Annotated in this window: 20 protein-coding genes and 2 pseudogenes; 13 read left to right on the forward strand and 9 right to left on the reverse strand. The window is 63.3% G+C overall.

Features of this window, described 5'->3' with window-relative positions:
- Positions 1-3 precede the first annotated feature (3 nt).
- Both ACF8MI_RS03235 and ACF8MI_RS03240 read right to left on the reverse strand, forming a co-directional pair.
- Entirely contained in the window at positions 4-1,218 is a 1,215-nt protein-coding gene (locus tag ACF8MI_RS03235) for an efflux RND transporter periplasmic adaptor subunit (RefSeq protein ID WP_156868033.1), read from the reverse strand.
- A complete protein-coding gene (locus tag ACF8MI_RS03240; protein ID WP_104835130.1) occupies positions 1,211-2,464 on the reverse strand; it encodes a TolC family protein in 1,254 nt (417 codons plus the stop codon). Before ACF8MI_RS03240 ends, ACF8MI_RS03235 begins: the two co-directional genes overlap by 8 nt.
- Before the next feature lie 205 nt (positions 2,465-2,669).
- Here ACF8MI_RS03240 and aroQ point away from each other — a divergent pair, with 205 nt between their 5' ends.
- Entirely contained in the window at positions 2,670-3,119 is a 450-nt protein-coding gene (gene aroQ / locus ACF8MI_RS03245; protein ID WP_104835132.1) for a type II 3-dehydroquinate dehydratase, read from the forward strand.
- The gene (locus ACF8MI_RS03250) at positions 3,116-3,964 is read left to right on the forward strand and encodes a shikimate dehydrogenase (protein WP_200929313.1); all 849 of its coding nucleotides are present in this window, start codon (positions 3,116-3,118) and stop codon (positions 3,962-3,964) included. The genes aroQ and ACF8MI_RS03250 overlap by 4 nt, the downstream gene beginning before the upstream one ends.
- Positions 3,965-4,083: 119 nt before the next feature.
- On the opposite strand, the gene ACF8MI_RS03255 is transcribed toward ACF8MI_RS03250, so the two are convergent.
- Positions 4,084-4,599 carry a thioredoxin family protein gene (locus tag ACF8MI_RS03255; RefSeq protein WP_060498243.1) on the reverse strand — a complete coding sequence of 172 codons (516 nt, stop codon included), beginning with the start codon at positions 4,597-4,599 and terminating at the stop codon, positions 4,084-4,086.
- A gap of 10 nt (positions 4,600-4,609) precedes the next feature.
- Entirely contained in the window at positions 4,610-4,885 is a 276-nt protein-coding gene (locus tag ACF8MI_RS03260) for a DUF2790 domain-containing protein (protein WP_060498244.1), read from the reverse strand.
- Positions 4,886-5,104: 219 nt separating this feature from the next.
- Here ACF8MI_RS03260 and ACF8MI_RS03265 point away from each other — a divergent pair, with 219 nt between their 5' ends.
- The 3 genes and pseudogenes from ACF8MI_RS03265 to ACF8MI_RS03275 form a co-directional block, all read left to right on the forward strand.
- Complete coding sequence (locus ACF8MI_RS03265; RefSeq protein WP_003250463.1) at positions 5,105-5,845, forward strand: response regulator; 741 nt, start codon at positions 5,105-5,107, stop codon at positions 5,843-5,845.
- A complete protein-coding gene (locus tag ACF8MI_RS03270) occupies positions 5,842-7,128 on the forward strand; it encodes a HAMP domain-containing sensor histidine kinase (protein ID WP_104835133.1) in 1,287 nt (428 codons plus the stop codon). Before ACF8MI_RS03265 ends, ACF8MI_RS03270 begins: the two co-directional genes overlap by 4 nt.
- 134 nt (positions 7,129-7,262) lie before the next feature.
- Positions 7,263-7,490 (forward strand): annotated as a pseudogene (locus ACF8MI_RS03275) (DoxX family protein); the annotation flags it as partial.
- Between the two features lie 175 nt (positions 7,491-7,665).
- Here the strand turns inward: ACF8MI_RS03275 and ACF8MI_RS03280 are convergent.
- The 3 genes and pseudogenes from ACF8MI_RS03280 to ACF8MI_RS03290 form a co-directional block, all read right to left on the reverse strand.
- Positions 7,666-8,217 carry a DUF4174 domain-containing protein gene (locus tag ACF8MI_RS03280; RefSeq protein WP_392517365.1) on the reverse strand — a complete coding sequence of 184 codons (552 nt, stop codon included), beginning with the start codon at positions 8,215-8,217 and terminating at the stop codon, positions 7,666-7,668.
- A gap of 228 nt (positions 8,218-8,445) precedes the next feature.
- Positions 8,446-12,941 (reverse strand): annotated as a pseudogene (locus ACF8MI_RS03285) (NEL-type E3 ubiquitin ligase domain-containing protein).
- Positions 12,942-13,020: 79 nt separating this feature from the next.
- Positions 13,021-15,381, reverse strand: a complete 2,361-nt coding sequence (locus ACF8MI_RS03290) for a DNA polymerase II (RefSeq protein ID WP_060498251.1) — start codon at positions 15,379-15,381, stop codon at positions 13,021-13,023.
- Between the two features lie 93 nt (positions 15,382-15,474).
- On the opposite strand from ACF8MI_RS03290, the gene ACF8MI_RS03295 reads away from it, so the two are divergent.
- Positions 15,475-15,612 carry a hypothetical protein gene (locus ACF8MI_RS03295; RefSeq protein WP_156342102.1) on the forward strand — a complete coding sequence of 46 codons (138 nt, stop codon included), beginning with the start codon at positions 15,475-15,477 and terminating at the stop codon, positions 15,610-15,612.
- 303 nt (positions 15,613-15,915) lie between these two features.
- On the opposite strand, the gene ACF8MI_RS03300 is transcribed toward ACF8MI_RS03295, so the two are convergent.
- Complete coding sequence (locus tag ACF8MI_RS03300; RefSeq protein ID WP_060498253.1) at positions 15,916-16,836, reverse strand: LysR substrate-binding domain-containing protein; 921 nt, start codon at positions 16,834-16,836, stop codon at positions 15,916-15,918.
- Between the two features lie 159 nt (positions 16,837-16,995).
- Between ACF8MI_RS03300 and ACF8MI_RS03305 the strand changes: the two genes are divergently transcribed.
- The 7 genes from ACF8MI_RS03305 (at position 16,996) to ACF8MI_RS03335 (ending at position 22,338) form a co-directional block, all read left to right on the forward strand.
- Positions 16,996-17,784, forward strand: coding sequence for a YqcI/YcgG family protein (locus ACF8MI_RS03305; RefSeq protein ID WP_060498254.1), 789 nt, complete (start codon positions 16,996-16,998; stop codon positions 17,782-17,784).
- A gap of 2 nt (positions 17,785-17,786) precedes the next feature.
- Complete coding sequence (locus ACF8MI_RS03310; protein WP_060498255.1) at positions 17,787-18,413, forward strand: LysE family translocator; 627 nt, start codon at positions 17,787-17,789, stop codon at positions 18,411-18,413.
- Positions 18,414-18,452: 39 nt separating this feature from the next.
- Positions 18,453-19,535: a hypothetical protein gene (locus ACF8MI_RS03315; RefSeq protein WP_060498256.1), complete on the forward strand. Its 1,083-nt coding sequence runs from the start codon at positions 18,453-18,455 to the stop codon at positions 19,533-19,535.
- A 136-nt stretch (positions 19,536-19,671) separates the two neighbouring features.
- Complete coding sequence (locus tag ACF8MI_RS03320) at positions 19,672-20,367, forward strand: sel1 repeat family protein (protein WP_060498257.1); 696 nt, start codon at positions 19,672-19,674, stop codon at positions 20,365-20,367.
- Positions 20,368-20,492: 125 nt separating this feature from the next.
- Positions 20,493-21,185, forward strand: coding sequence for an AzlC family ABC transporter permease (locus tag ACF8MI_RS03325; RefSeq protein ID WP_060498258.1), 693 nt, complete (start codon positions 20,493-20,495; stop codon positions 21,183-21,185).
- Positions 21,182-21,496: an AzlD domain-containing protein gene (locus ACF8MI_RS03330; RefSeq protein WP_104835140.1), complete on the forward strand. Its 315-nt coding sequence runs from the start codon at positions 21,182-21,184 to the stop codon at positions 21,494-21,496. The genes ACF8MI_RS03325 and ACF8MI_RS03330 overlap by 4 nt, the downstream gene beginning before the upstream one ends.
- The gene (locus ACF8MI_RS03335) at positions 21,493-22,338 is read left to right on the forward strand and encodes an AraC family transcriptional regulator (protein ID WP_060498260.1); all 846 of its coding nucleotides are present in this window, start codon (positions 21,493-21,495) and stop codon (positions 22,336-22,338) included. Before ACF8MI_RS03330 ends, ACF8MI_RS03335 begins: the two co-directional genes overlap by 4 nt.
- Before the next feature lie 54 nt (positions 22,339-22,392).
- Here the strand turns inward: ACF8MI_RS03335 and ACF8MI_RS03340 are convergent.
- Positions 22,393-22,938, reverse strand: a 546-nt coding sequence (locus ACF8MI_RS03340) for an MFS transporter (protein ID WP_392517366.1), incomplete at its 5' end; no start/stop codon positions are given.

Below are 22,938 nucleotides of genomic sequence, written 5' to 3' on the forward strand. Positions count from 1 at the left end.
TGATCAGTGGCTGTGCTCGGCCGAGCCTTTGCCCAGTTCCGACTTGAGGACAAAGCTGCCGGCGGCGGCCACCTGGGTACCGGCGGCAAGACCGTCAGTGATTTCTACCTGGCCAGCGTCGCGTCGGCCGGTTTTCACCGGGCGAGCCTCGAAACCTTCTTCAGTGCGGGCAAACACAACGGTTTGCTCTTCCCAGGTTTGCAGGGCATTTTCCGACACCACGACAGCAGCATTGAAGCGTTCGACGCTGACAGCCACATTGACGAACAACCCGGGGCGCCAGGCGCCGTTGGGGTTGGTCAGGGTGGCACGCACAGTGGCGGCACGGTTCTGCTCGCCAAGCAGGCTGCCAACGTAGTTGACCTTGCCCTCGACCTGGGCACCCAGGTCCGGTGCGCTGACCGTGACATTGCGGCCGGTCACCACCTTGTCCAGGTCACGCGGGGCCACGGCGAAGGTAGCCCACACCCGGCTCAGGTCAGACAACGTGAACGCATTGCTGGTCTCATCGACCACTTCGCCCACGGTCAGGTGCTTTTCCACCACCACCGCATCGAACGGGGCGCGCAGCTCATAGCGGTTGCCAGCGCCAGCCGGGCCCACGGCGGCGACCTTCTGCCGGGCGTTGGCCAAGGCGATCTCGGCCTCCTGCAACGCCTGGCGTGCCTGCAGGTAATCCTGTTCGGCGCTGATGCGTTCCTGCCACAGCTGCTGTTCGCGCTGGAAGGTCAGGCGCGCCAATTCCAGGCGGCGCTGGGCGGCCTGCTGCTCGCTGCGCAGGTCCGAAATCTGCTGGCTGGCGATCACCGCCAGTACCTGCCCGCGCTTGACCGCCTGGCCCAGCTCGGCCTGCACCGCCTCGACCACGCCGGGTACACGCGGCACCACGTGGGCCGTACGGTCTTCGTCGAAGCGGATTTCCCCCGGAAAACTGATAGCGGTACCCAGTGCCTGAGGGCCGGCGGTAACCAACTGCACACCGGCGGCCTCGATCTGGGCGATGGACAGGTGCAACTGGCCCTCTTCTTCGCCGTGGCCCTCCTCTTCGTGGCCTTCGCCGGCTTTCTCGGTGCCATGGCCGTGGTCGTCTTCGCCGTGGTCATCGTGCCGGGCCTCTGTTTTCGACGCCTGGCCGAGGTTGCCGGTCCAGGCCAGGCCGCCCAGCCCGAGCGCGGCCATAGCGGCAACCAGAAGGGCTATCTTGCGTGGGTTAGTCATTGTTGCTCCTGCTGTTCAAGGGGGTGCTCAGGCCATCGATGTCGCCATAGATCCGCTCGACCTGCGCCCGTGCATCGGTCGCCGAGGCCAGTGCTTCGAGGTACAGCCCCCGTGCCTCGATCAGCGTGCGCTGGGCGTCAAGCACATCGAGGAAGGCGAACTTGCCCATCTCGAAGCCACGGGTGGCGGTGTCCACGGCCTGCTGCGCAGCCGGCAGAATGGTGCGGTCGTAGGCGTCCACCTCCTGCATCGCCGTGTGCCACTGGCTGACAGCGCTACGGGTTTCACTGCGCAGGCGCAGCTCCACGGCGTTACGCAAGTCACGCGCCTGGTCGGCGCGGCGTGCGGCTGACATCACGTTGCCCTGGTTGCGGTCGAACAATGGCAAGGGCATCGACAGACCGACCACGTTGACGCGTTCGCGGTCCTCGCGGCTGTACTGGCTGCCGAGGCTGACGGTGAGGTTGGGAATGCGCTGGGCCTTTTCCGATCCCAAGGCGGCTTCACCACGCTCGACCTGGGCGGCGGCCAGGCGCCATTCGACCGTTTGCTCGACCCGGTCGAGCAAGGTGTCGGCCCTGGGCGCAACGCCAGGTGAAAGGTTGGCGGCCTGCAACCGGTCGAAACCTGCCAACGGGCTGCCGGTCAGGCGTGCCAAGGCCTGGTAGGCCACACCGCGCTGGGTTTGCGCGCGCCGCACTTCGGCCTGGGCCTGGGCCAGTTGCACCTGGGCACGGGTGGCCTCTACAGGTGATGACTGGCCAGCGGTGACCCGCCCCTGTACCACCCGCAGCCCGCGCTCGGTCAATGCCTGCGACTGCTGCGCCAGTTCCAGCGCGGTCTGCGCCCGCAAGGCGGCATGGAAGGCCTGCACCACATCAGCCCGCAGGCCATTGCGCTGGCGCTCCAGGTCGAGTTGGGCAATGGCCTGGCCGGCACCGGCCACCGCAATACGTGCGCCGCGCTTGCCGCCCAGCTCCAGCGGCTGGCTGAGGGTGACGGTGGTGGTGCTAGTGTCGCGGCGAGTGTCTTCGACCTCCCAGGACAACTCAGGGTTGGGGATCAACCCTGCCTGGCGCCGCTCGCCGTCGGCAATGCCGACTTCGCGGCCGGCGGCGGCCAGTTCCGGGTTCTGGGCAAAGGCGGCGGCAAGCGCCTGGGGCAGGCTCAGGCTCTGGCTGGCCTGGGCGCTGGTGGCGCTGGCCAGCAACAGGCAGAGCAAGGCGATCTTGCGGGGGATGGGCACGAACAAATCCTCGTCGACGCGTGTAGGCGAGGGACTGTAAAAAGCCGTGCTTATCGAGGCGGTGTCGGGAACATTACAATTTTGTAAGGTTTGGCTGCGTTCGATAATCGCCCACTTTCCCGGTGCGACGGTCTCGCCCAATTGACGGAACTAACCAGTCAGTACAAAACTACGCGCATCCAACAACAACAAAGCGACGCCCGTCATGAAGCCCCTTATTCTTGTGCTCAACGGCCCTAACCTGAACATGCTGGGCACCCGCGAGCCTGCCCAATATGGCCACGAAACCCTTGCGGATCTGGCGCAAAGCTGTGCCGATACTGCCCATGCCCACGGCCTGGAACTCGAATTCCGGCAAACCAACCACGAAGGCGAACTGATCGACTGGATTCACGCCGCCCGCAACCGCTGCGCCGGTATCGTGATAAACCCCGGCGCCTGGACCCACACCTCGGTGGCCATCCGCGACGCCCTGGTGGCCAGCGAACTGCCGGTCATCGAAGTGCACTTGTCCAACGTGCACAAGCGTGAGCCGTTCCGTCACCTGTCGTTCGTATCGTCCATCGCCGTCGGTGTCATCTGCGGCCTGGGCAGCCATGGCTACCGCATGGCCCTCAGCCACTTCGCCGAACTGTTCCAGGAGCGCATGGCATGAGCCAGCACGCCATCCTCGCCGGCCTGATCGGCCGTGGCATCCAGCTGTCGCGTACCCCTGCCCTGCACGAACACGAAGGTGATGCCCAGGCTTTACGCTACTTGTATCGGCTGATCGACGCCGACCAGTTGCAGCTGGACGACAGCGCCCTGCCCGGCCTGCTCGATGCCGCGCAGCACACCGGCTTCACCGGGCTCAACATCACCTACCCGTTCAAACAGGCGATTTTGCCGCTGCTCGACGAGCTGTCGGACGAAGCCCGGGGCATCGGCGCGGTGAATACCGTGGTGCTCAAGGACGGCAAACGGGTCGGCCACAACACTGACTGCCTGGGCTTTGCCGAAGGCTTGCGCCGTGGCCTGCCCGACGTGGCACGCCGCCAGGTGGTGCAGATGGGTGCCGGCGGCGCCGGTTCGGCGGTGGCCCATGCCCTGCTGGGTGAAGGGGTCGAGCGGCTGGTGCTGTTCGAAGTGGACGCGGCCCGTGCGCAGGCACTGGTGGACAACCTGAATGCCCATTTCGGCGCAGGGCGCGCCGTGGTTGGCAGCGACCTGGCCGCGGCTTTGGCCGAGGCAGACGGACTGGTCAATACCACGCCGGTGGGCATGGCCAAACTGCCAGGCACGCCGCTGCCGATCGAGCTGCTGCATGCGCGCTTGTGGGTGGCTGAGATCATCTACTTCCCGCTGGAAACCGAACTGCTGCGCGCGGCCCGGGCGCTGGGATGCCGCACGCTGGATGGCAGCAACATGGCGGTGTTCCAGGCGGTGAAGGCGTTCGAGCTGTTCAGCGGGCGCCAGGCGGATGCGGCACGGATGCAAGCGCACTTTGCCAGTTTTTCCTGACTGATCGGTGTTGGCTGCTTCGCGGGCTTGCCCGCTCCCACAGGTATTGCGCAAAATTCACTGATTGCGCATGTCCTGTGGGAGCGGGCAAGCTCGTGAAGAGGCCGGCACAGGGCCAGTCACCCTTTCTCATCCAGCAAAGCCTGTATCACCCGTTCCTGCCCGCCATAATCCCCTTCGCCAAAGTGCACATGGCGCACCTGCCCCTTGCGGTCGACAAAGTAATGCGCCGGCCAGAACTGGTTGCCCCAGGCATTCCACACGTCGTAATCGTTGTCCACCGCCACCGGATAACCGATCCCCAGCCCGGCCACCTTGTCCCGCAAAGTGCCTACATCATGCTCGTAGTCGTACTCCGGCGTATGCACGCCCACCACCACCAGCCCCTGGTCGGCATAGCGCCGCGCCCAGTCGTTCACATGCGGCAGGCTGCGCTGGCAGTTGATGCAGTCCCAGGTCCAGAAGTCCACCAGCACCACCTTGCCCTTGAGCGCCGGCCCATCCAGCGGTGTCGAGTTGATCCACTGGCTGGCCCCCGACAGCGACGGCATCGCACCGTAGCTGTCGCGGGCCATCAGGTGCCCGGCCAGACCAAGTCCCGTCAGTGCCAGGGCAATACCCCCCACCTTCAGCATCAGGCGGCGATCAATTCTCATGGCAACCGCCGGTGGCGTAGGTGCGGTACTGCACGCTTTGCTGCTGGCCCTTGGAGTCGAGGTAGTCCATGCGGGTGTTCACCAGGCCGCAGGCGTTGCTCTGGTCATCCTGCACCGAGAGCACTTTCCTCACATCCAGGTGGTCGCCGTAGCGGTACTGCATGGCACCGGCATCGCCCATGGGGGCGGTGGCGGCCTGGGCGGCGATAGCGCCGAAGCTGAGCACGGCGAACAGGCTGGCGCTGGCGAAGGTCTTGACGTTCATGGCATCTCTCCTGAGTAACACTTGGGTATGGGAAGTTGTGCTTCCCGGTCGAGAGCCATTTCACGCCTGCCAGGTATCCCGTATGTGTCGTCCGAGGCTGTGATGTGCTTCCTGCTGTATCTGTACAAGTGCCAGATACACTGCAATACAAAACCCGGCAGGCAAGCGCGAACGCGCTCGGTACACTGCGCCCCCCCCCTTTACACAGGAACGCTGCGCATGGAACACGTCGATCACATCCTGATCGTCGACGACGACCGCGAGATTCGCGAACTGGTCGGCAACTACCTGAAGAAGAACGGCCTGCGCACCAGCATCGTCGCCGACGGCCGGCAGATGCGCGCCTTTCTGGAAGCCAACAGCGTCGACCTGATTGTGCTCGACATCATGATGCCCGGTGACGACGGCCTGCTGCTGTGCCGCGAGTTGCGCGCCGGCAAGCACCGCAACACCCCGGTGTTGATGCTCACCGCACGCAACGACGAAACCGACCGCATCATCGGCCTGGAAATGGGCGCCGACGACTACCTGACCAAACCGTTCTCCGCCCGCGAGCTGCTCGCCCGCATCAACGCCGTGCTGCGCCGCACGCGCATGCTGCCGCCCAACCTGACCATCAGCGAAAGCAGCCGCCTGCTGGGTTTCGGCCAGTGGCGCCTGGACACCACCGCGCGCCACCTGCTCGACAGCGAAGGCACCCTGGTGGCCCTTAGCGGCGCCGAGTACCGCCTGCTGAGGGTGTTCCTCGACCACCCTCAGCGGGTACTCAGCCGCGAACAGTTGCTCAACCTGACCCAAGGCCGCGAGGCCGACATTTTCGACCGCTCCATCGACCTGCTGGTCAGCCGCCTGCGCCAACGCCTGGGCGACGACGCCCGCGAGCCCAGTTGCATCAAGACCGTGCGTAGCGAGGGCTATGTGTTCTCGTTGCCCGTGCAACTGCTCGAGTCGCCATCATGAAGTGGCCACGCACCCTGGCATCACGCCTGGCGCTGATCTTCTTCACCGGCCTGGTGCTGGCGTACGGCCTTTCGTTCGGCTTGCAGGCCTACGAGCGCTACATCAGCAGCCGCTCGATGATGCTCACCAACCTGGAACAGGATGTGGCCACGTCGGTCGCCATCCTCGACCGCCTGCCCGCAGCCGAACGTGCCGCCTGGCTGCCACGCCTGGAGCGGCGTACCTACCGCTACCGCCTGGACCACGGCCTGACAGGCGAGGCGATGCCTAGCAGCGACCCGCCCATGGCCGCCGAGTCGATCGTGAAGGCCATTGGCAGCGACTACCGCCTGACCTTTCAGGAAATACCTGGGCCGAACGCGCACTTCCAGGCGCACCTGAGCCTGGCCGACGGTGCGCCGCTGACCATCGACGTGACCCCGTCGCCGGTCCCGGTGGCCCGCTGGCTGCCCGTGGTATTGCTGATTCAGCTGGCCGTGCTGCTGCTGTGCACCTGGCTGGCAGTGCGCCTGGCCATCGGCCCCCTCACCCGCCTGGCCCACGCCGTGGACAACCTCGACCCGGACAAACCCGGTGTGCAACTGGATGAAAGCGGCCCGCGCGAGGTGAAGTACGCCGCCGTGGCCTTCAACGCCTTGCAGGCGCGCATCGCCGCCCACCTCAAGGAGCGTATGCAACTGCTGGCAGCCATTTCTCACGACCTGCAAACGCCGATCACACGCATGAAGCTGCGCGTTGAAGTGATGGACGATGGGGTCGAGAAAGACAAGCTGTGGAGCGACCTGGGTGAAATGGAGCACCTGGTGCGCGAAGGCGTGGCCTATGCCCGCAGCATGGACACCAGCACCGAAGCACCCTGCCGGGTCAACCTCGATGCCTTTCTTGATAGCCTGGTGTTCGACTACCAGGACAGCGGTGCCCAGGTCGAGCGCCACGGCAGCACGGGCAGCCTGCTGGAAACCCGCCCGCATGCACTGCGCCGGGTGCTGGTGAACCTGGTGGACAACGCCCTCAAGTTTGCCGGCGCCGCCGAACTGGAGGTGTGCCGCGAGGGCGGCACGACCGTAATCCGTGTGCTCGACAACGGGCCAGGGATTCCCGGCGGCGAACTGGACGAAGTGCTCAAGCCGTTCTACCGGGTAGAGGGTTCACGCAATCGCAGTACGGGGGGTACCGGGCTGGGGTTGGCCATTGCCCACCAGTTGATCCAGGCGATGGGCGGCCGGCTGACCTTGAGCAACCGAGAACGTGGCGGATTGTGCGCGCAGATCGAACTGAAATGACTGGCTTTGGTGGGGGCGGGTGTCGCCTGAGGCTTCGGTACAAACCGATACACAACCCCATCACCCCCGACACACTGCAGATACTCCACCCCCACACACTCCCAGCCACATAACCTGATTCTGGGAGCCCCTTGATGAAAGCACTTACTTTCGCCACCTTCGACCGCTTCGGCACCTGGAGCGCCGACCTGCCACTGCGGCTGTTCCTGGCTTGGGAGTTTTTTGAATCCGGCCTTGAGAAGTTCAATGGCAACAACTGGTTCGCCGACCTGCAAGGCCGCTTTCCGTTCCCCTTCAACCAGCTGCCCGCCGAGCTGAACTGGCAGCTGTCGATGTGGGCCGAGCTGGTGCTGCCGTTGCTGCGATGCAGCTCCACTGTGGTTGGAAAGTGGAGCCATTAAGCCGTTGCGGTTTGTCGTGAATGTATCGCGCCAGGCGCGCTTTTGTATGGGAGCGGGTCTGCAGCGCGGGCAGATACAGTGGGATACACAACGCCCGGTAACGGGCCCCAAGCTACCTTGGGGCCAGGACGCGTGTTCAGTCTTCCAGCGGTTTGGGTGGGGCCGCCGGTTTGGCTGGCTTGGCCGGTTTGCTGTCCTTGGCCTTTGCGTCCGGCGCCGCGGCCACAGGTTCGGGTGCGGTCACCGCCTTTTCGCTGGCGGGCAATTCATCGACCGCCTTGAAAATCGCCTGCGGGTCGATAGGTTCACCGCTTTCGTCATCCTTGAGCATGTGCCGTTCGCCGTCCTTGCCCACCAGAATCACCTTGGTGCCCTTGCTCGCGCCCAGCTTGAGCTCGCGGATCAGGGCCATGGTGGTCTGCTGCTCGAGGTTTTTGTCCTCGCGCTTGCCCATCATGTTGGCGACGCTGTAGAGCACCAGGTTGCGCTCTTTGAAGGCGGCCTGGATGGCCGGGTCTTCCAGTGCCTTGTTCAACCCGCGCAAGGTCGGGTCGGCAGTGCTCGGGGCAATCACCACCAATGGCCTGGCCTTGCCCAGCTCCTTGGCCAGGGGTGCATCACTGTCTGCGGCAAACAAGGGGCCGGCAACAGCTAGCAAGGTAGCGAGAGTCAGTGACCGGACGAGCATGCGTATCTCCTTATTGTCTCGATATACCAATGACTACAGATCACGGAGAAAAATCCGACAAGGAGCCTAAACCACTTCACTCAAGAACGGGCCGTGGAAAAGTAACTGTCGATTTCCAAGTGTTCTGAAGCCAAGGCGACAGAGCGGACACAAGCTCCTGTCACCTTGACTGAGCATAGCCCAAAGCCGCTTCGCACAGGGGCAGGCCACCCCTGCATTGAGCCGCCATCAGCGCACATGAACGCCTGGGTCTTCTGGCCCCACTTCCATGGCACGAATGGTCAACTCCAGCATCAGCCCCCTGCGTGCAGCACGCTGGGCGTCACGAATAGCATCTGCCTGCTCGAGCATCTCACCCTCAGGGAGCGCTTCATCGTCAAGGACCGTTTCAAGCTGCCGCCTGAACGGCCGGTCAACTTCGGCGAACCGGTCAGGATAAGTACGCTCCAGGTGCGCCTGCCAAAATTCACGGTCAACCATCGAGCGGGCGAGCTCATCCCGGGTTTCGGCATCCAGCACTGCCGCTTGCGCCGCCGCCAGGTCCGCCTGGAGAACCCCTGAAATAGCATGGAAGCTCATATCACCCACCTGCAGGGGCAAGTCGAGCGGTTCCCTCAGCCCAACCCTGAAGGCCAAACCGACCTCACTTCCCTCTTGCTCCCTGCCATGTTCGAGTGCCCATCGGGTAGCAAACCTGTCGACCGCATCCTGGCGCCATAAACATCTTCCCAGCCGAAGCAGGGCGCGTTCGTCCTTTCCTTGAGCGGCATGTTCAACTTGCCACACGAGCAGGTTCAGTTCGAGATTGCTCAAGCACCAGGTTGCACCATCCTGGCCCCCCCATTCATCATTGGCCACGGACAACAGGTGCTCCCGCAATTCCGGCGTGATGGCCATCGCTTGCAACACCGCCATCACCCGATTACCCATCGCCCGCGCATTGACGCGAAAATCCTCGGACATCAACAGTTGCCTGAGGACGCGGAAAAACCGCTCGGACTCCGTCCCTGCATCCAGGGAATCCCAGGCTGCGAGCATCAAGCCGCGATGCTCCGGGGCCACCGCATCCCCCCATACTTCACGCGCGTGATCCAGCCGCAGCAGCGCTTGCTCCTCGTCGACGACAAGTTGCTCGCTCCTCAGCGAAGCCTGCAACCGCTCTGTCTGTGCTTCACCCAAGGGGTTGCCACTCAGGCGGATCCTTCGACGGCGCCATACGGGTAACTGGTAGTAATGCTCCGGCACCTGCCGGATCCGGTTTTCCCGCAAGTCAACAGCCACCAACTGATCGCGGTCGAAAATGCCTGGGGGAAGCTGGGTGATTTGTGTGTCGCGAAGGCTCAGCCAGCGCAGTTCGGTCAACCCGGCCAACGTGAACCCCCGCCGCAGTGGATTGTGGGACAGGTCGAGGGATTCCAGGCCAGTACAACAGGCCAGTGTGGCGGCTTGCTGCAGGTTCAGGCCAATGCGGTTGTTGGTAAGGCTCAGGTGCCGTAGCTGCGTGAACTGCAGCAACGGTTGCGGCAGCCGCGTCAGTAGGTTGCCACCCAAATCAAGGGTTCTGAGATTAGGGAAGGCCAACAAGAAACTGTCAGGTATTTCCATGAGGTCAAGGTGCAGCAACGACAGGCTGCTCACCCCTCTGAAGGTGACCTGCGCGGGCAGGCTGGGCAAACCGCCCGACCTGAAATTGCAATACATGACATGGAGGTTTTCTTGTGCGTCGATGTGCAGATCGCCCACCCCCACCGACCGTCTCCAGCAATTGAACAACGTCTGGCGCAAGGCATCGCGGTCCTCCCGAACATCGCTCTGTTCCTGTGCTACCCAGGTTTCCAGCGTGTTGCGAAGCACCGTGAATTCAGTGCTCAGGTCCCTCAGTAGCCCTCTGAGCTGACGCCCTGAACGTCTCGCGTCATCGACCAAGGTGTCAATCTGTTCGTCACTCAACCAAGGGAAGATATCGCGCAATTCCGCCCTAAAGCCATTACCTCTTGACGCGAAACCGCTCACGCCTGCACCCCCCAGCGGGTAGCCCAAACGCCCGTCGGCCAAGCGCATCGGCGCTCGAAAAGCCCGCGGGCTTACCACACCTAGCAGACGACTGATCTGGTCACGGTGTCTCACCGCCTCGCGCCCAAGCATCACCCGGAGGTTGTGCGAGAACGGGTCACCGACCCCCATCATTTCCCGCTGCGCCTCGGTATAAGCTGACGCGATGACTTCAAACAGCTCACCTGCCTCACCGATCGCCTCACCCTGATCATCGAGCAGCTGGAACACGCCGTTCCGGTGCACCAGGTCAAATGCTGCCCGCCTTGACTGCACTGCGCCGGCATCGGCCCGCCCCGATAGCCCTCGTACAAGCGCCAGCGCACACCTTGCTCGCCCCCAGGCAGCTCCTGCAACAGGCCCAAGGCCACCCGTGCCAGGTCCGCATTCTGCGGCGTGTCGAGGTACAAGGCTTCCAGAACCCGCGTTTGGCGGATACCCGACAGGCTGGCCCTGGCCGCTTCGGCCAGGTCGAGTGCGACCCTGCCGCTGGTCAACAAGCGCCTGCGATCAACGCCGCTGGCGGCCGTTACCAACGCTTGCGCGGTGCGTGTATGCAGCCCGGGGAAGACCCGGCGCAGCGCTGCACTCCCAGGGCTGTCGGTGGGTTGCAACGCATCGTACAGGTACTGCAGCAATGGCCGGCATTGTGTCCACGCCAGCTCAGCCAGTGCCTGATCTGGCAGGCCATTGGCACCTGGCAACCGCCGAGCGTGATCAAGCACGGTCGTATCTTCTACCGGCTCGCCGCTGCGCAAGCGGCCAATCATGCCGCGAATGCGCTGATCGAGCCCGACCCGCTGTACGCTGTCGAGCATACCTGGGCTGAGCGCCTGGGCATGAACATGCAAGCCTCGCACGTCATCGCCATCGAGCCCATGGAATAGCAGGACCTGATCGATCTGTTCGTCATCCAGCCTGTTGAAGGGTTCGCCCAGGCGACGAAACATGCGATAGCTATCCCGCCACAGGGCCGGTTGTTCATTCCATAACCGCCAGGCGCCAGCGCCATTGTGACGCAGCCTGGGACCATGGCCGGCAACGGGGCACAGTTGCCACTGGCCGTCCCCGGCCGATTCGGTCACACGATAATGATGGCCGTCCATCTCGATCCAGGCCTGCCCGCCCAGACCTCGGATGCCAATGGCGTCGCGGCTTGCGCCGGCATCGGGGGCCTGCCCTTGAAACGGGGTCAGATCCTGTTGCCAGAGTTTGACGGTGCCGTCTTCCAGCCGAGCCGGAACCATGGCATCGACCCGCACGGAGCGCGCCCAAAGCCGTCGGGCCACACCAACCCCCGCCACCGTGGTCGCAAGCACGGCAAGGTCGGTGGCAACATGGGTCAAATGGTCGAGCGCCTCTCGGCGATCCCCCTCATGCCAGGCTTCAAAACCATGGTACACCTCACCCAGCAGCTCCCACGCTGTCACGGCAAGCAGCGCCAGGCCAAGGCCCGGTACAAAGAAACTGGCCAGGTTAAGCAACGCCCATCCCTCGGCGGCCAGGCGCTGGTCATGCTGGCGCTGCACCTCACGGTCCAGCCTGGCCACAGGCACCGCGATCATCGCCGCATCCTCCTTGATCTGGCGAATACGCGCCTGTGCCAAACCATTGAACAACGGTTGCGAATAACCCTGCAAATGCGGCTCGAGATCGCGGAACGCCCAGTCCGCCAGGTCATCGAACAGCGCCGAAACCTGGGCAAAGAAAGCCTGGCTGTCACGTCGCAGCACGAAGCGGCTGAAAAAACGCTGGTAGGCTTTGTCTCGCAGGCGACGACCCAACTCGCGGTTCAACTTGTCGACGTTCGCGAATGCGCGCCAAGGCGACACAGGGTCGCCTGGCACGTAGAGCAACACACGGCGGGTGGTGTTGAAAAGGACACCCTGGTCAATCACCTCGAACACGATCACCTGCTCAATCCGGCAACCCAGCAACTTCACTTGCCTGGCCTGCACAAGGTCACCCGCCAGGCGCAGCAGCTTGCCATACTCGCACATAGCCACCACCCACTTGAGCTCGCTGTCATCCAGCGTCGCTTCCTGCCTGGCTTTGTAGGCGTCTACCAGCATGGCGTGGCGACTGGCATCTACAAGGCAGGACTCCACGCGCCCTGCATCACCTGCGGGCTTTAGAGTGGAATCCAGATGACGTTGATAACCCTCACCCAAATCCAGCTCACGGCAAAGCGCAGCAAGCTCGATGCATGTGGGCGGTGCAAGCCTGCCCTGGCGCGGAACCAGCAGCCGATTACCGCGCGGCTGTCCACCGGCCTAGGCCTGCTCGGCAGTGAAGTTGCGCAGTGCCACCTCAAGCAGCGGCTTTTCTTCATAGACCACCTCGGTGAGGTGCGCGCCTACCGGCTGGCTGTTGATGACAGGCTCGCGACGGCCCTCCAGAAACTTCAGCGTGCGCGCGTTGCCGCCAAGCCCGAAACGCGCGTCAAGGGCCTTCTCCAGGCCCGCCGCAACAAAGCTGTCGATACCTTCGATACTCCGCAGCAGCGCATTGACTTGCTCACGGCTGCGAAGGCTGTTCGCCAATGCCTTGCCGACCTCAGGCAGTTGCCCTGGGGGTGTCTGACGCAACCAGAGCGGCAGGCGCTGGCTGATGATGCTGTCCTGGAACGCATCGATGGCTGCCTGTGCGCCTGAGGGCGGAGTAGTGTCCATTGCTCGAGGCCTCTTCACGAAAAGAGGCCAGACTAGGGAGCAGGCTCGGCACCGGGCACTAGATAGCTAACGCCTGCGCTCAGAACAGCTGTAACTGGCGGCCAGTCAGCGTGGCAAAATCATCGCCAACGAACGGCAAAATGGCATCTGCAACCGGCTGCAACTGCCGGCTGAGGTAGTGCTCGTAATCGATCGGCGATTGAAGGTTTTCCATCGGCTCGGGGCCGGCGGTAGTGATGACGTAACTGATCCAGCCGCCGCGCTGATACTGGCGAGGGCGACCGAGTCGGCTGTTGTATTCATCGGCCTGGCGCGCAGCCCGTACATGGGGTGGCACGTTGCGCTGGTAATCGGCCAGCGGCCGGCGCAGGCGCTTGCGGTACACCAGCAGGTTGTCGAGTTCGCCCGCCAGGGTCTGCTGCACGTAATGGCGCACGTAGTCGCGATACGGCTGGCCACGAAAGATCCGCCCGTACAGCTCCTGCTGAAACTGCTGCGCCAGTGGTGACCAGTCGGTGCGCACCGACTCCAGCCCCTTGTAAACCACATCCTCGCTACCGTTTGGGCGTTGTACCAGCCCGGCATAACGCTTCTTGCTACCCTCGTCGGTCCCACGGATGGTCGGCATCAGAAAACGCCGGTAATGCACTTCGAACTGCAATTCCAGTGCGCTTTCCAGGTTCATCTGCTGGCGCAGGTGCTCGCGCCACCACTGATTGACGTGGGCGACCAGTTCTCGGCCGATCTGTGCCGCAGCCGCTTCACCATGGGCGCCCTTGAGCCAGACGAATGTGGAGTCGGTATCGCCATAGATGACCTCGTAGCCCTTGGCCTCGATCAACGCCCGGGTCTGGCGCATGATCTGGTGACCGCGCATGGTGATCGACGAGGCCAGGCGCGGGTCGAAAAAACGGCAACCGCTAGAGCCCAACACACCGTAAAAGGCATTCATGATGATCTTCAGCGCCTGGGACAGCGGTGCGTTGCCTTCACGCTTGGCCGCCTCCCGCCCTTGCCAGACGCGCTCGACGATAGCCGGCAAGCAATGCTGGCTGCGTGAGAAACGCCCACCCCGGAAGCCTTCTACCGAGTGCTCATCGTCGGGCAAGCGCAGGCCCTCGACCAGCCCTACCGGGTCGATCAGGAAGGTCCGGATGATCGACGGGTAGAGGCTCTTGTAGTCCAGCACCAGCACCGAGTCGTAAAGGCCTGGGCGCGAATCCATCACGAAACCGCCGGGGCTGGCTTCGTCAGGGCGGCTGCCCAGGCTGGGGGCGACGAAGCCCAGGCGGTGCATCTGCGGGATATACAGGTGGCAGAAGGCGGCCACCGAACCCCCACTGCGGTCTACCGCCAACCCGGTGACAGAGGCGCGCTCCAGCAGGAACTCGAGCAGGCGGGTATGGGCGAAAATGCGCGTGACCAGCTCGCAATCCTTGAGGTTGTAGCGTGCCAGGGCGGGTTTGTCCTCGGCGAAACGGCGGTTGATTTCGTCCATGCGCTGGTACGGCGTGTCGATGGCCTTGCCTTCACCGAGCAGGGTTTGCGCGACATTTTCCAGGCTGAACGACGCAAAGCTCCAGGTTGCCGAGCGCAACGCTTCGATGCCGTCGATCAACAGCCGCCCCGGCGCGTCGGCGAAGACATGGCCGCCACTGGCGTGGCTGCGCAAGGTCATGGGGGCGCCGTTGCGGCCCAGTGTCAGCGTCACTTGCAGCAGCTTGGCGTGCTCGTGCAACAGGCGCAGGTCGAACTGGATCAGGTTCCAGCCGATGATTGCATCCGGGTCGTGCTCCGCCATCCACTGGTTGAGGCATACGAGCAACCCGGCACGGTCATCGCAATAGTGCAGGTCGAAGTCGAGGCCCTCAGGGTCGCCGTTGGCCGGACCGAGCATGTACACCTGACGCTGGCCGCAGCCTTCCAGGGCAATGCTGTACAGCTCGCCACGTTCACTGGTTTCGATATCCAGCGACACCAGACGCAGCGGTGGGCGATAGCCCGGCAGGGGCTTGAGCTGGGCATCGCAGATCACGCCCTGGTCATCGGGCTGCCCGGTGAACTGCACCGGCGCGGTGACGAAGCGCTCCATCAGGTAGCGCTCAGGCGGGCGGATATCCGCTTCGAATACATCGATGCCGGCATTGCGCATGCGCTGCTCCAGCTGCATCAATTGCCGGTGCTGCCGGCAGTACAACCCCAGCACCGGGCGCTGGTCGAAATCCCTCAATTGCAAGGGGCGTAGTTCGACCTCAGGCTCGTTGGCCAGCAACACGCGGGCATGCGCCTCATGTACCTGAGGGATAAACGCCACCGACACCTGCGGCGCCAGGCGAAGCTGTCGCGGCCCCTGGTCGGTTGCCAGCCAGAACTCCACGCAGGTGCCTTCGGGCGTGTCATGCCAATGCCGGGTCAGGACAAAGCCCTGCTGCAACTCCACTGCGTCGACCTCTGAATCGTTTGTTGTGTTGATTGCGGCGATTCTAACGCCGACGCACCGAGGGAGCGCATCTTCCGTAGGACATTTCTGAACATGAAGAAGATTGTTCCCGACCCACCTCGCCATTTCCTGAGCCATTCCCCGCTCTTCGCAGTCAAATCAGACATCAACCATCTCCACGCCCTCGCCCATGCCATCGATCTGGTGCTGACCAAGAATACCTTGCGCTGAGGTCTGTTCTTGCTGGGGTAAAGGCCCTGACGGAAATGGGGTTAGGGCCTGCAGGTGCCTGCCGCAATATTTTCAGGGCCAGTGAGATCGAGCGCCGCCCGCGCGGCGCATCGCGAGCTGCGCTCGCTCCTACGTTTGTTTCAGGCCAGTAACGCTTGTGACAGGCGCGCGCGACCGCCTTGTTTGTACGACTCGATATCACGCCATGCGCCAAAGCGTACGCGCGTAAATCCCACAGGACTGACTGGCCCGAAACAAACGTAGGAGCGAGCGCAGCTCGCGATGCGCCGCGCGAGCGGGTGTTCAACCGTACAGGTAGTTGATGTCCTTGCAGGCCAGCGGCGGCACCTGGCCGAGCAGGAAGTCACGCAGCTTGTGCATTTGCCGCGCCTTGGGGCTGGCCTTGAGCCAGGTCATGTAGTAGCCGTCGCCGGTGGCCACGGCGTGCTTGAACGGTGTGACCAGGCGCCCGGCCGCCAGGTCGGCGCTGGCCAGTACCAGGTCGACCACCGAAATACCCAGGCCTTGCTGGGCGGCTGAAATACCCTGGTCGAGGGTATCGAACACTTGCCCCTGATCGATGCTGATATCCAGCGCATCCATGCGCGCCAGCCACCGCCGCCAGTCACGGCGGTCCGGGGACGGGTGCAGGAATTCGCACTGGGTCAGGTCGGCCAGGGCCGGCTGCGCTTGCGCCATGTAGTCGGGGTGGCACACGGGGATTAGCCATTCATCGAACAGCTTGAAGCTCTCGATATCGGCGGGAAAGCGCCCGTTGGCCAACAGGATGGCGCAGTCGTAGGGCTCGGAATAGAAGTCCACGCTGTCGATGTCCATCCACACGCTGGACAACTGCACGCTGCAGTTGTCCTCGTGCTTCTTGAAGGCATCCAGTGCCCGCAGCAGCCACCGCACAGTGAGCGTGGACGGGGCCTTCAGGCGCAGGCCATAGCGGTCCTGGCGCAGCAATGCGCAGGCGTTTTCGATGATCTTGAAGCCCACTTTCAGCTCTTGCGCCAGCAGGCGGCCGTGCTCGGTCAGGCTGAGCTTGGGGCCACGGCGTTCGAACAGGTCGCAGCCGAACATGGCCTCCAGGGTCTTGATGTGATGGCTGACCGCACCCTGGGTCAAGGCGAGCTCTTCCGCAGCGCGGGTAAAGGAGCCATAGCGAGAGGCCACCTCGAAGGCACGCAGGGCGTGCAAGGCCTGAATCCGTTCCGACATGGCGACGTCCCGAGCATGAGTAAGACTAATAGTAGGTCATAGTTCCACGCGTTTTACAACGTCAAGAGCGTCTCGGAAAATGCAGGTAAATAATAAACATAACCAAGATCCTGCCTGCATGTGGCTTAAACGTTCATTAAATTTACGCCTGGGGAAATCATGTTTACGGGATATGGAAATTGCTATCGCCTGGATGCGCTAGAGCTGGCCGATGAACATGTCTGGAACACGCAGCACTGGACTTACAAGACCATAGAGCATTTTCGCAGTATTCTCGCCAACCCTGACTTCCCCTGCCTGTTCGGCCGCAAGGCGGTCAACGGCGAAACCTGCCATATTCTTTTCGCCGGCGCCGAGCAGCTGGCCGATAACATCGCCCAAGGGCTGGCCGACTACGTGCGCACCGTCACGCCGATCAAACCCAAACAGCGCATCAGCAGCCCACTGGTGGTGTTCCTCGAAACGGCAGCGGGCAGCACCCTGGCCGAACAACAGGCGCTGGCCTGGAAAGTGTTGCGTGGCGTACATGCGCGCGACCCACACCCGTGGCCGCAAGGCATTCCCACCGACCCCGACGACACCGCCTGGTCGTTCTGCTATGCCGGCATGCCCCTGTTCATCAACATGAACTTCCCCGGCCACCAGCAAATGAAAAGCCGCAACCTGGGCCAGCACATCACCTTCGTCATCAACCCACGGGAAAACTTCGACGAAGTGGCCAACGCCAATACCGAGAGCGGCAGGAAAATCCGCGAGCGCATTCGCGAACGCGTGCACCATTACAACGACGGTGTCGTACCTGACACCCTCGGCTTCTTCGGCGATGCCGACAACTACGAGTGGAAGCAGTACCAACTTCAGGAGGCGGGGTCGCTCAACCCGTCGCGCTGCCCATTCCACGCCCATGCCGCACACCCGGCGGCAACCGACATACTGATCGAGAACTGACCGTGAATACCGCACTTACCGCCACCTATGCCCTCACTGTCCTGCTGCTTATCGCTACCCCCGGCCCGGTGGTGGCACTGATCGTCAACACTGCGGCCGCCTCCGGTTCGCGCAAGGCCATGTTTACCGCCGTCGGCACCAACTGGGCGTCACTGGTGCTGATCGGTGCAGCGGCCTGGATCATTCTCACCAGCGCCGCCATCGACAAGGCCTGGCTCAGCACCATGAGCCTGCTGGGCTGCCTGTTCATCGGCTACATCGCGGTGGGCACGTTGAGGGAAGCCCTGAAGGCGCCTGCCCCGGAAGCGGCGAGCGAAGCCCCCAAGGCTGGGCGTGGCGGGCTGCTGCAAGGGTTCATGGTGGGTATCTCCAACCCGAAGGACATCATTTTCTTCATCGCCTTCTTTCCGCAGTTCATCCAGATCACCGAGTCGTTCGGCAAAAGCATGGTGGTCCTGTCGCTGCTGTGGGTGGCCATCGATTTTGCCGTGCTCAGCCTGTACATCTTCGCCATCGGCAAGATCGCCTCGCAGCGGAGCAACCGCATGATAAGCCTGGCTTCCGGTGTGGCCCTGCTGCTGATCGCCGCCGGTGGCCTGCTGTACAACCTCAAGGAGCTGGCAGCCTGAACGTGAAGCGCAACACTCGGCGCAACCGAAGGAGCGACCATGGCCGTGACTGACATGAACGCATCTCCTTCACCGTTGCAGCAGGACTACCAACGCTTTCTGCTGCTGGGCAGCCGGCGTGCCCCGCTCACCGTGCATGTACACGAAAGTGGCTACCGCTCTGGCACCATCAATACCGATGCGCTCGGCCTGCGCTACAGCCATTGCGCCGGCAAGCGCTTTTCCGCAGCCGAGCGCGGCGGTGCTTCGCGTATCAACCTGCTGGTCGGCGGTTCCACGGCCCTGGGTATCGGCGCCAGCTCCGACGAGCACACGGTGGCCTCGCACCTGTCGATGCTCACCGGCGAAGTCTGGCTGAGCCTGGCCGGCTGCGGGCTCAACGCCAGCCAGGAGCTGCTGATGTTCCTGACCCACCAGCACCGCCTTGGCCAGCTCGGCCACGTGGTGGTGCTCAGCGGCCTCAACAGCCTGGCCCACGAAGCCCTCAGTGAAGTCCTCGCCAACCTCAACGGCCCGCAGCACGCCAAGGCCTACCAGGACTTTCTCAACAGTTTCAGCGAAGGCATGCAGCCCGCCGCACCACCCCGTCGGCAGTCGCTGTGGCGGCGTATCCGTCAGGCGCTGGCCACCCCTGTGGTCGCCGCCCCGGTCAGCTGGCCGCTGTCGCCCCCGGAAAAGCGCCTGGCCCGTGCTGCCGATAACATTGGCCGTACCTTGCGCCAATGGGACCGGCTACTGGCAGACAGCCACGCCACCCTCACCTTCATTCTGCAGCCGTTGCTGCCCTGGTGCCGGGATACCCTGCCTGCCGGTGAACAGGCCATGCTGACCGCGCTGCAGCAAAAACCGGCGAACTTCGACCGGCTGCTGGAGGGTGCATTCGACAGCCAGTTGCATTCGGCGTTTTTCCGCCGCATCAAGAGCCAGGCCGACCCTGTGCCTTGCTACGACATGAACTGCATGCTCAACAGCTCACCCGTGTTCGGGGCCGACCTGTTCATCGACCGCCTGCACCTGAACGATCTGGGCAACAATGCCCTGGCAAAGGTGATCACCGCGAAACTCGGTCTGGCCCAGGAAAAACACGCCCTGCGCAAGGTCACGCCGATCAAGCTCGTCTGACAGTTGCCAGGTGGTCTTCCGGCCGCCCGCCTGGGTGGCTAGAATACGTCGTCGTTCCGATTTGCCGAGGCGCACGCTTGACCGCCATGAACATCGAAGCCGTCCATCCTTGCCTGGCCGCCCATGGGGCTTGCCTGTGAGCCGCATGCGACGCCTGCCCCCGCTGTTGATCGCCCTAATGCCGCTGGCTGCGCACGCGCTGGAGGTGCGCATCGACCCTCATGCCGACCTGCTCTACCGCCAGGCTTTGCCGTTGCTGGAGCAGGCCGACAACCAGAGCGACAACGCCGATACTCTGCGCACAGCCGTTGGCGGCGACCCCGAGCTCAGCCGCCAGGGCCAGGCCCTGGCCCACACCTTGCCGACAGCGGTAGCCCTGCTGAAAAAATCGGTCGAGCTGGGCCACCCGGTCGCGCAGTACCGCCTGGCGCTGTACTACATCACGTACCTGCCCGTCGCGCAAATTCCGGATGCCGCCTGCCCGTTACTCGTGGCCAGCCTCCAGCAGGGGTTTGCCGCACCCGCGCCGGCCATCGCCACCTGGTGCCGGCCCTACAACGTCAGCAGCGAGTACCGCGCAGCGCTGGAAGCCATCCCCAGCATGGCCACCGTGTACGCCCCCTACTACCCGCAACCGGCCACCCGCCTGACCTGCAACCGCAGCCGGCCACAAGGCCTGGACATGCTGTGGGGGCGCCAGCGTGACTACCAGGCCGAAGTGTACCGCCTGCTCGGCGACCTCGACCCGCAGCACCGCCTGACCCTGCTGCAGAAGGCCGTGGACATCAATGGCTGTGTGACAGCACAACAGCATCTGACCCGCCATCCATAATCCACCGAGCTAACGCGCTGCTACAAGGGACTGCGCGCGGCAGGCGATAGACCAGCAAGATCGTTCAAGCCATGCTCCTACCCCTTCTGGCATGCTGGCCTACCACGTAAAGCATTGCAGCCATCATGCCCCACATCGCCCGCCAAGCCTTTCTCCACGGCGCCATCGCCATTCTTCCCCTGTCCCTGGCCGTCGCCCCCTGGGGGCTGCTGGCCGGCTCCATGGCCATCGAAGCCAACCTCACTGCCTGGGAAGGGCAAGGGCTGTCGGCCATCGTCTTCGCTGGCGCCGCGCAACTGGTGGCCATCGGCATGCTCAAAGGCGGCGCCAACCTGGCGTCGATCCTGCTCACCACCCTGCTGCTGACCTCGCAGCACCTGCTGTACGGCCTGTCGATGCGCCCGGTACTGTCCAGCCAGCCGCTGCGCTGGCGCCTGGGCCTTGGTTTTCTGCTGACCGACGAATTCTTCGCCCTGACCAGCCAGTACGACCAACAGCAGTTCAACCGCTGGTACGCCCTGGGGGTGGGCCTGACCTTCTATATTGCCTGGAACCTGTTTACCCTGGCCGGCATCCTGCTGGGCAAGAACATTCCACACCTGGACCAGTTCGGCCTGGACTTCTCCATCGTCGCCACCTTCGTCGCCCTGATCGCACCGCTGGTGCGCAACCTGCCCACGGTGGTGTGCGTAGCTGTGTCGTTGTTCTGCTCGGTATTGTTCAGCCATTGGCACTGGGAGACCGCCCTGGTGGCCGCAGGCCTGCTGGGTATGGGCGCCGGGTTCATCTGCCAGAAATTTGCCGGAGCCCGAGCATGACCTGGATCCTGATCTTTGCCATGGGCGCCATCGTGTTCCTCAACCGCTATGCATTCTTGGAGCCGCGCCTACCCTTGCGTCTGAGCTCCAACGCCAGGCAGTTCCTTGGCTTTGCCGTGCCGGGCATGCTCACCGCCATCTGCGGCCCGATCATCTTCATGCCCGAGCACCAGCTCAACCTGAGCCTGCTCAACCCCTACCTGCTGGGCTCACTGGTGGCCATCGCCCTGGTGCTGTTGACCCGCAGCGTATTGCTGAGCATGCTGGTGAGCATGTTGATCTTCTTCTTCCTGCGCAGCTGGCTGGCATGAGCACGCCCCTGCGCGAGCAGACACACCTCTGGCAGGCGCCGGCACTGGGCGACGTCGAGATGCTGCACGCGCGTTATTTCCAGCAGCGTTTCGCCCCGCATGTGCACGAAGGCTATGTGTTCACCGTGATCGAATCCGGGGCGCAGCGCTTCTGGCACCGAGGCAGCGAGCACTTGGCGCCGGTTGGCAGCATGGTGCTGATCAACCCTGACGAGCTGCATACCGGTGCCACAGCCCATGAAGCGGGCTGGCGTTATCGCGGTTTCTACCCCGAGCACGAGCGGGTAACCGGCGTGCTCGACGAGCTGGAACTGGGCCGTCACGGCATGCCCAGGTTCAAGGACAGCGTCATCCAGGACCCTGCCCTGGCCATCGCCTTCAGCCAGCTGCATCAGCTGTCCGAAGCCGGCGCCAGCGCCCTGCAGCAACAGACCGCCTGGCGCCAGGCGGTGCTGGCCCTGGTGCAGCGTCATGGGCAATGCGCCGAGCCTTCAGCCCCCGGCCACGAACCCCTGGCCGTGGCCCGCGCCCGCGAACTGCTGGAAAGCCAATTGGCCGACCCACCCTCGCTCGAAGCGCTGGCCGCCGCAGTCAACCTGTCACCGTTCCACTTCGCACGGGTATTCCGCCAGGCCACCGGCCTGCCGCCACATGCCTGGTTGAAACAACGCCGCCTGGCCCGCGCCCGGGAAATGCTGAAGAGCGGCCTGGTCGGTTCGGAAGTGGCGTTTGACCTGGGGTTTGCTGACCAGAGCCATTTGAGCCGGCAGTTCAAGCAGGCGTATGGGGTGACACCGGGGGCGTATCGGCAGGCTTGTGCTCAATCTTCAACACCCGCCTGAGGCATCGCAATACCCGCTCAAGCCTACCTCCACGTGCCACTACCGAGCGTCGCGTTACGCCGTATTGTCGGTATCAAGGGCACGTCCTTTCAGGTTCCAGCGTACCGGTGCGATGAACAGCATGAGCGTCATCCAGATGAAGGTTGCTGACCCCGCAAGCAGGAAGACCATGCTGGCAACCAGCCCTGAAACAGCATCCCCAATGACGGCCGTGAAGTAATAAAGGGAAAAGTTCCTGCCAACTTCGTGCTCATTCGACAAACACTGGATGTTTGTCACGATAGCGATATCGACAAATGCTCCGATGAAGCCAACCAGGAAGAGGATCAGCAGGAACAACCAGGTATTGAATTGCAGCGCTACTGCAGCCGAAAAAAACAGTGCGCCGTAAACCACCCAATAGCGCAGCACCAACCGTGCAGTGGTGCGCGGATTGAAGCGCGTGTAGAGCACGCCCCCCAGCACGGTGCCTGCCGCAAGCAGTGAAAATACGTAACCCACCGCAGCCTCAGAGGCAAAGTGTTCCAACACCGCCGCCGGGAGGATGAAGCGAATCACCGATGTGGCGAACATCGCACAGAGCGTAGTACAGCCAATAAC

Source organism: Pseudomonas sp. yb_9 (assembly GCF_043103635.1).
Lineage (GTDB): Bacteria > Pseudomonadota > Gammaproteobacteria > Pseudomonadales > Pseudomonadaceae > Aquipseudomonas > Aquipseudomonas monteilii.